Below are 6,000 nucleotides of genomic sequence, written 5' to 3' on the forward strand. Positions count from 1 at the left end.
CCCCTCCTGACCTGGTCAGAGGGGGTCTTGTCGTGGTCGTGGTGCCCCCGGCCGGGGAGCCCGAGGCATCGGTCAGGTCACATGTCGGAGAAATTCGTCGGGTAGGCTGTGCAGAGATTTTGCGTACGTGGTTTGCTGTTCCACGCTGTCGAGAGACGGCGTGGTTTGAGAGAAGTTCCCTTTACGGGGGGCCGCCTCAGGCTCCGCTTCTCGAAGACGGCCAATCGGCCGTACGGCGTGCTCGGCCGCCAGTTTTAGAAGGAGATTCACATGGCGCAGGGAACCGTGAAGTGGTTCAACGCTGACAAGGGCTTCGGCTTCATCACCGTCGACGGCGGGGGTGCTGACGTGTTCGTCCACTTCTCGGCCATCCAGTCCAGCGGCTACCGCTCGTTGGAGGAGAACCAGCGGGTGGAGTTCGAGATCGCTCAGGGCCAGAAGGGCCCGCAGGCCGAGCAGGTCCGCCCCATCTAAAGCGTCGCCGGCCGGTCGCCGTCGCTCATCCCGGCGGTCCGGACCCGTGAACGCGACCGAGCCCCGTATCCGTAGGGATACGGGGCTTTTCGCCGGACGGACTCACCCGTCCGAGGCTGACCCGGGCACCCCTGCCTGACGTCGCAGGAGGCGACCGGTCGGCCGGGGTCAGGGACGTCGACGGGCGCGCAGGGCGAACCAGAGCACCCCGAGCCCGACGACGAGCAGGACCGCCCCGGCCACCGCCCAGACCGGCTGGTCGCTCATCAGGCTGCCGCTGACGTATCCCAGGCCCTGGACCGTCCAGACCGCCCCGAGGACCACCGCCAGCAGCCCCAGGGTCAGCGCGAGCCAGTCCTTCATCGGGTCCCCCTTCACCGCGACGCCGCCCTGCGGACCAGCCTGCCCCGCCGGGTCACCGGCGGGGGGCGCCACGCCGTTCACCACCGGTCGTGCACCTGCGGGCGGACCACCTGGTCGTACGTGTCACGGACCGCGTCCAGCTCCGCGTCGGTCAGCGGTGCCACCGTGGCGGCCTGCGCGTTCGCCAGTGCCTGGTCGGCGTTGCGCGCCCCGGGGATCACCACCGTCACCCCGGGCTGGTCGATGATCCAGCGCAGCGCGAACTGGGCCACCGACCGGTCCGGCCCGACGAGCGGCACGAGCCGGCGGACCGCAGTCAGCCCCCTGTCGTACTCCACCCCGGAGAAGGTCTCGCCGACGTCGAAGGACTCCCCGTGCCGGTTGTAGGTGCGGTGGTCGTCGGCGGGGAAGGTGGTGTTCTCGTCGTACCGCCCGGAGAGCAGGCCACTGGCGAGCGGGACCCGGGCGATGATGCCCACCCCGGCCTCGGCGGCGGCGGGCAGGACCCGCTCCAGCGGCTTGTGCCGGACCGCGTTGAGGATGATCTGCACGCTCGCCACCCCGGGCCGGGCGATCGCGGTGAGCGCCTCGTCGCAGGTCTCGACGCTGACGCCGTACCCCGCGACGCGCTCCTCGGCGACCAGGGTGTCCAGCGCGTCGAAGACCGCGTCGTCGGCGAAGACCGGCGTCGGCGGGCAGTGCAGCTGCACCAGGTCGAGGGTGTCGACGCCGAGGTTCTTCCGGGACCTGTCGGTCCAGTCCCGGAAGTTCGCGAGCGTGTACGCCTCGGGGGTCTGCTCGACCCGCCGTCCCATCTTGGTGGCCACTGTCAGCCCGGCGTCACCACGCTCGCGCAGGAACCTGCCGATCAGCCGCTCGCTGCGCCCGTCACCGTAGACGTCGGCGGTGTCGAGGAAGGTCACCCCGGAGTCCACGGCCGCGTTCAGCACGGCCAGGGCCGCGTCCTCGCTGACCTCGCCCCAGTCCGCGCCGAGCTGCCAGGCGCCGAGGCCGACCACGCCCACGTCGCGGCCGAGCCGCGTGAATTTCCGTCTCTCCATTCGGCAGAGCCTAGTGACCGGCCGGTATCCCCCGCACCCCCGGCTGCGGCCCCGCCGCCGCGAGCCGGTGCCCCGGAGCTGGGAGACTACCGCCAGAACCGTCGAGGAGGAGCCGTGACCGACCTGCCCACGTTCATCGCCGGACTACCGAAGGTGGAGTTGCACGTCCACCACGTCGGGTCCGCGTCCCCCCGGATCGTCGCCGAACTCGCCGCGCGCCACGAGGGAAACAGTCCGGTCCCGGCCGACCCGGACGCCCTGGCCGACTACTTCGCCTTCCGGGACTTCGCCCACTTCATCGAGGTCTACCTGAGCGTGGTGGACCTGGTCCGCGACCCCGAGGACGTCTGGCTGCTCACCCACGAGGTGGCCCGTGAGCTGGCCCGGCAGCAGGTCCGGTACGCGGAGTTGACGGTGACGCCGTACTCCCACGTCCGGCGGGGGATCCCCGCCCCGGCGTTCTGCGAGGCGATCGAGGACGCCCGACGTCGGGCCCAGGCCGACTTCGGGGTCGCCCTGCGCTGGTGCTTCGACATCCCCGGCGAGGCCGGACTCCCGGCCGCCGAACAGACGCTGCGGATCGCCCTCCAGGAACGCCCCGATGGCCTGGTCAGCTTCGGTCTGGGCGGCCCCGAGATCGGCGTCCCCCGACCCCAGTTCAAGCCGTACTTCGACGAGGCCCGCGCGGCCGGGCTGCGCTCCGTCCCGCACGCCGGTGAGACCACCGGCCCGGAGACGATCTGGGACGCGCTGCGTGAGTTGGGCGCCGAGCGGATCGGGCACGGAATCTCGGCGGTGGACGACCCGGACCTGCTGCGTCACCTCGCCGAGCGGCGGATCCCGTTGGAGGTCTGCCCCACCTCCAACGTCCGGACCCGGGCCGTGGCGAGCCTGGCCGACCACCCCCTGCCCCGACTGGTCGAGGCCGGGGTGCCGGTGACGATCAACTCCGACGACCCGCCGATGTTCGGGACCACCCTCGACGACGAGTACGCCGTCGCCGCGCGCCTGCTCGACCTCGACCCGGCCGGGGTGGCCGACCTGGCCCGCGCCGGGGTGGCCGCCTCGTTCCTGGCCGGACCGGAGCAGGATCGGATCATCGCCGAGATCGACGCTCACCTGGCCGCCGTGGACCACTGAACGGCCGTCGGGGGCGGGAGGGGAAACCGTGCGGCGCGCGGCGGAGACTGGTGTGGGGGACCGTCACTCCGCCGCGCGCCCGGCTACACCGGCCGGGTGGGTGACAGGAGGTTCGGCCGGTGGAACTGATGGGTTCGCCGCCGATCATGGCACGGTCCGAGGCCCGCAGAGCCCCGGTTAAGCGGGATCTAAGAAAGACTTACGTCTGCGGACATGAGGGCTCAGTCCACTTCGGTCCCTCGGCTGCCCCACCGTCGACGGGCGCTTCGCGGCTCCCGGACCTCCCGGGCCATCCGACCCACCAGGCCGAAGCGGTTGACAGGCCGCGGCGCGGCATCCGGGTCGGCCAGCAGCATCACCACGCTGGCCCCGCCCATCCGGGCCCGGTCGATGCTCACCGAACCGTTGGCCTGTAGGGCCACCCGACGGGCGATGTCCAGACCGAGCCCCGTCGACCCCTGGTCACTGGTGCCCCGGCGCAGCGCCCGGTCCGGGTCCGGGATGCCGGGACCGGCGTCGTCGATCCGGATCGCCACGTACCCGTCGCGGCGGGAGACCACCACCTCGAACGCCGTACCCTGCGGGGTGTAACGGAAGACGTTGCCGATCACCGCGTCCAGGGCGGCGGCGAGCTCGGCCCGCGCCACCGGCACCGGAATCCGCAGGTGGGCGCCGGAGACCCGGTGCGGGCGGTTCTGGTCCCCGGCGAGCGCCGCCCAGAACACCATCCGGTCCCGGACCACCTCGCTGGCGTCACAGCTGCCCGGTGCGGTCTCCTGGGTGACAGCCTTACGGGTGGCCGTGATCAGCTCGTCGACCTCCCCCTCCAGGGTGACGATCGCCTGCCGGATCCGCCGGATCCCCCGGAGACGGTCCAGCTCCGCCTGGCTCAACGGCCCCACGCTGGTGTCGTCGGACTCCAGCGCCTCCGCGTCGAGCCGGAGCACCGTCAGCGGGGTCCGCAGCCGGTGCGACAGGTCGGCTACCATCTCCCGTTCGTCGGTACGCGAGACCACCAGCCGGTCCGCCATCCGGTTGAACGCGTGCCCCGCCTCCGCCAGCTCCCGTGGCCCACCGGGCTCGACCCGGACGTCCAGGTCCCCGCCGCCCACCGCGAGCGCCGCCCGGACCAGCCCCCGGGCCGAGTCGACGGCGCGGGCCGCCACCCGGTCCACCAGGATCACAGTGGCCCCGACGAGGGCGGCGCACACCGCCGCCAGCAGCCACCAGATCCGCTCCACGCCCTCCGTGAGGGCCGAGTCGGGGACGAAGACCTCCACCACCGCGACCGTCTCGCCGAGCGACACCGGATCGAGTCGGGCCACCCCACCGGGCACCGTCACCACAGCCGGCCGGCGGTCGGCGGCGACGGCGTCGAGGTCGGCCCCGTCCGCCCGACCACCCGGCGGTTCGTCTCCGAGACCGTGGACCACGGGACGGGTCGCCGGATCGTCGCCGGTGGCCGTGACGGCCCGTTCCACCACCGCCGCCTCGGTGCTGACCGACAGCGCGCCGGTGACCAGGGCGCTGCGTCGGGCCGCGTCCGCGAGCGCGCCGTCGCGGGCCTGCTCGCGCAGGTTCGTGCCGAGCGGAACCAGGAAGGCCAGCGCGACGAGGGTGCACATGCCGGCGGTGAGCCACGCCAGCGCCGTCCTCAGTCCGGTGCCACCAACCGGAATCCGACCCCCCGCACGGTGCGCAGGTAACGCGGCTTCGCCGCGGACTCGCCCATTTTGCGGCGAAGCCAGTACAGGTGGACGTCGATCGTCTGGTCCTCGCCGACCGATGGCTGCCGCCATACCTCCTCCAAGAGTTCCCGCCGGGACACTACCCGGCCCGGACGGGCGGCGAGATACGCCAGCAGGTCGAATTCCTTGCGGGTCAGCGCCAGCGCCTCGCCGTCGAGGTGGGCGCTGCGTTCCCCGACGTCCACCCGGAGCCCGCCGACGGCGTGGACGGCCGGTGCGACGTCCCGGCTGGCCCGCCCGACCCGACGCAGGACCGTGGTGATCCGGGCGTCGAGGTGCGCCCCGGTGAACGGTTTGACCATGTAGTCGTCGGCCCCCGCCCGCAGCAGGCGGACCACCGACTGTTCGTCGTCGCGAGCGGTGGCGATGATGATCGGCACGTCGGTGATGCCCCGCAGCATCCGCAGCGCGTCGGAGCCGTCCAGGTCGGGCAGGCCCAGGTCGAGGACGACCAGGTCGGGGGTCTCGGCGGCGACCCGGCGCAGCGCCTCCAACGCCGTACCGACGGCGTGCACGGCGTGCCCCCTGTCGGTGAGGGATCGCAGCATCGCGCCGCGTACGACGTGGTCGTCTTCGACCAGGAGCACGGTGGCCACGTCAAGAAGGTACTTCCCGTGGCAAGCCGACCCCGTTGCGGCACACCTGGGAACCCGGCAAGCTGGGACGGTAATGACGTACGTACTCTTCGCCGACACCCGTCTGGGACTGGCCCGGGACGCCCTGGCCGGTCTGTCGGTCGGCGACGCCCTCGGCGAGCGGTTCGTCGGACCGGGGTCCACCCCGGCCGACCTGGCCGCCGGTCGACTCCCGCCGCCGCCCTGGCACTGGACCGACGACACCGAGATGGCCTGCTCGGTGGTGTCCGAGCTGGCCGCACTCGGGGAGATCGACAGGGACCGGCTGGCACGGGCGTTCGCCGACCGTCACCAGCCGCACCGTGGGTACGGCACCGGCGCGTCGACGCTCCTGCGCCTGATCCGGACCGGGACGCCCTGGCCGGTGGCCGCCGCCTCGGCCTTCGACGGGCAGGGCTCCTGCGGCAACGGGGCCGCCATGCGGGTCGGCCCGCTCGGGGCGTACTTCGCCGACTCCACCGCCCGCGCCGCCGCCCAGGCCCGGGCCAGCGCCGAGGTCACCCACGCCCACCCGGAGGGGATCGCCGGGGCGCAGGCGGTCGCGGGCGGTGGAGTCGGCGAAGTACGCCCCGAGCGGGC

General features: G+C 72.9%; 7 protein-coding genes. 3 read left to right on the forward strand and 4 right to left on the reverse strand.

What is annotated here, in order from left to right:
• The first annotated feature begins 270 nt into the window (after positions 1-270).
• Positions 271-474: a cold-shock protein gene (locus ABT336_RS18530; protein WP_088962828.1), complete on the forward strand. Its 204-nt coding sequence runs from the start codon at positions 271-273 to the stop codon at positions 472-474.
• A gap of 168 nt (positions 475-642) precedes the next feature.
• On the opposite strand, the gene ABT336_RS18535 is transcribed toward ABT336_RS18530, so the two are convergent.
• On the reverse strand, positions 643-837 hold the full coding sequence (locus ABT336_RS18535; RefSeq protein ID WP_350897857.1) for a hypothetical protein: 195 nt from the start codon (positions 835-837) through the stop codon (positions 643-645).
• 77 nt (positions 838-914) lie between these two features.
• On the reverse strand, positions 915-1,898 hold the full coding sequence (locus ABT336_RS18540) for an aldo/keto reductase (protein WP_350897852.1): 984 nt from the start codon (positions 1,896-1,898) through the stop codon (positions 915-917).
• A gap of 114 nt (positions 1,899-2,012) precedes the next feature.
• On the opposite strand from ABT336_RS18540, the gene ABT336_RS18545 reads away from it, so the two are divergent.
• Positions 2,013-3,038, forward strand: a complete 1,026-nt coding sequence (locus ABT336_RS18545; protein WP_350897853.1) for an adenosine deaminase — start codon at positions 2,013-2,015, stop codon at positions 3,036-3,038.
• Positions 3,039-3,259: 221 nt separating this feature from the next.
• On the opposite strand, the gene ABT336_RS18550 is transcribed toward ABT336_RS18545, so the two are convergent.
• Positions 3,260-4,663, reverse strand: coding sequence for a HAMP domain-containing sensor histidine kinase (locus tag ABT336_RS18550; RefSeq protein WP_350897854.1), 1,404 nt, complete (start codon positions 4,661-4,663; stop codon positions 3,260-3,262).
• 29 nt (positions 4,664-4,692) lie between these two features.
• Positions 4,693-5,382 carry a response regulator transcription factor gene (locus tag ABT336_RS18555; RefSeq protein ID WP_350897855.1) on the reverse strand — a complete coding sequence of 230 codons (690 nt, stop codon included), beginning with the start codon at positions 5,380-5,382 and terminating at the stop codon, positions 4,693-4,695.
• Positions 5,383-5,455: 73 nt separating this feature from the next.
• On the opposite strand from ABT336_RS18555, the gene ABT336_RS18560 reads away from it, so the two are divergent.
• Positions 5,456-6,000 (forward strand): ADP-ribosylglycohydrolase family protein (locus ABT336_RS18560; RefSeq protein WP_350897856.1); only part of this gene is annotated, 545 nt, incomplete at its 3' end.

Origin of the sequence: Micromonospora sp. NPDC000207, from assembly GCF_040300925.1 — a bacterium.
Taxonomy (GTDB): Bacteria; Actinomycetota; Actinomycetes; order Mycobacteriales; family Micromonosporaceae; genus Micromonospora.

Coding starts and splice junctions, on each gene's coding strand:
- ABT336_RS18550 (WP_350897854.1), bottom strand. CDS start 4,663: ATGTGCACCCTCGTCGCGCTGGCCTTCCTGGTTCCGCTCGGCACGAAC.
- ABT336_RS18530 (WP_088962828.1), top strand. CDS start 271: ATGGCGCAGGGAACCGTGAAGTGGTTCAACGCTGACAAGGGCTTCGGC.
- ABT336_RS18535 (WP_350897857.1), bottom strand. CDS start 837: ATGAAGGACTGGCTCGCGCTGACCCTGGGGCTGCTGGCGGTGGTCCTC.
- ABT336_RS18540 (WP_350897852.1), bottom strand. CDS start 1,898: ATGGAGAGACGGAAATTCACGCGGCTCGGCCGCGACGTGGGCGTGGTC.